General features: G+C 52.9%; 1 rRNA gene. It reads right to left on the reverse strand.

From position 1 onward, the window contains the following. Window positions 1-1,299 (reverse strand): 23S ribosomal RNA (locus tag G5358_RS21145); the annotation flags it as partial.

The raw sequence follows: 1,299 nt of genomic DNA on the forward strand, positions 1-1,299 counted from the left end.
CTATACGTCCACTTTCGTGTTTGCAGAGTGCTGTGTTTTTGATAAACAGTCCCAGCCATCTGGTCACTGCGACTCCCAACTGCTCCATCCGCAAGGGACTTCACTGTCAAGAGCGAACCTTCTCCCGAAGTTACGGTTCTATTTTGCCTAGTTCCTTCACCCGAGTTCTCTCAAGCGCCTTGGTATTCTCTACCCGACCACCTGTGTCGGTTTGGGGTACGATGACTTGTAATCTGAAGCTTAGAGGCTTTTCCTGGAAGCAGGGCATCAATGGCTTCCACACCGTAGTGTGTTCGTCTCGTGTCTCAGTGTTGTGTCTCCGGATTTGCCTAGAAACACCACCTACGCACTTTCACCAGGACAACCGTCGCCTGGCCCACCTAGCCTTCTCCGTCCCCCCATCGCAATTACAAGTCGTGCAGGAATATTAACCTGCTTCCCATCGACTACGCCTTTCGGCCTCGCCTTAGGGGTCGACTCACCCTGCCCCGATTAACGTTGGACAGGAACCCTTGGTCTTCCGGCGAGGAGGCTTTTCACCCCCTTTATCGTTACTTACGTCAGCATTCGCACTTCTGATATCTCCAGCATACCTCTCGATACACCTTCGCAGACTTACAGAACGCTCCCCTACCACTCACACATAAGTGTGAATCCGCGGCTTCGGTGCCTGGTTTGAGCCCCGTTACATCTTCCGCGCAGGCCGACTCGACTAGTGAGCTATTACGCTTTCTTTAAATGATGGCTGCTTCTAAGCCAACATCCTAGCTGTCTGAGCCTTCCCACATCGTTTCCCACTTAACCAGAACTTTGGGACCTTAGCCGGCGGTCTGGGTTGTTTCCCTCTTCACGACGGACGTTAGCACCCGCCGTGTGTCTCCCGGATATTACTTACTGGTATTCGGAGTTTGCATGGGGTTGGTAAGTCGGGATGACCCCCTAGCCCAAACAGTGCTCTACCCCCAGTAGTATTCGTCCGAGGCGCTACCTAAATAGCTTTCGGGGAGAACCAGCTATCTCCGAGTTTGATTGGCCTTTCACCCCCAGCCACAGGTCATCCCCTAACTTTGCAACGTTAGTGGGTTCGGTCCTCCAGTTGATGTTACTCAACCTTCAACCTGCCCATGGCTAGATCACCCGGTTTCGGGTCTACACCTTGCAACTAGACGCCCAGTTAAGACTCGGTTTCCCTACGGCTCCCCTATACGGTTAACCTCGCTACAAAATGTAAGTCGCTGACCCATTATACAAAAGGTACGCAGTCACCCCGAAGGGCTCCCACTGCTTGTACGTACACGG

The organism is Aeromonas sp. 604176 (assembly GCF_049170755.1).
Classification (GTDB): Bacteria; Pseudomonadota; Gammaproteobacteria; order Enterobacterales; family Aeromonadaceae; genus Aeromonas; species Aeromonas veronii_A.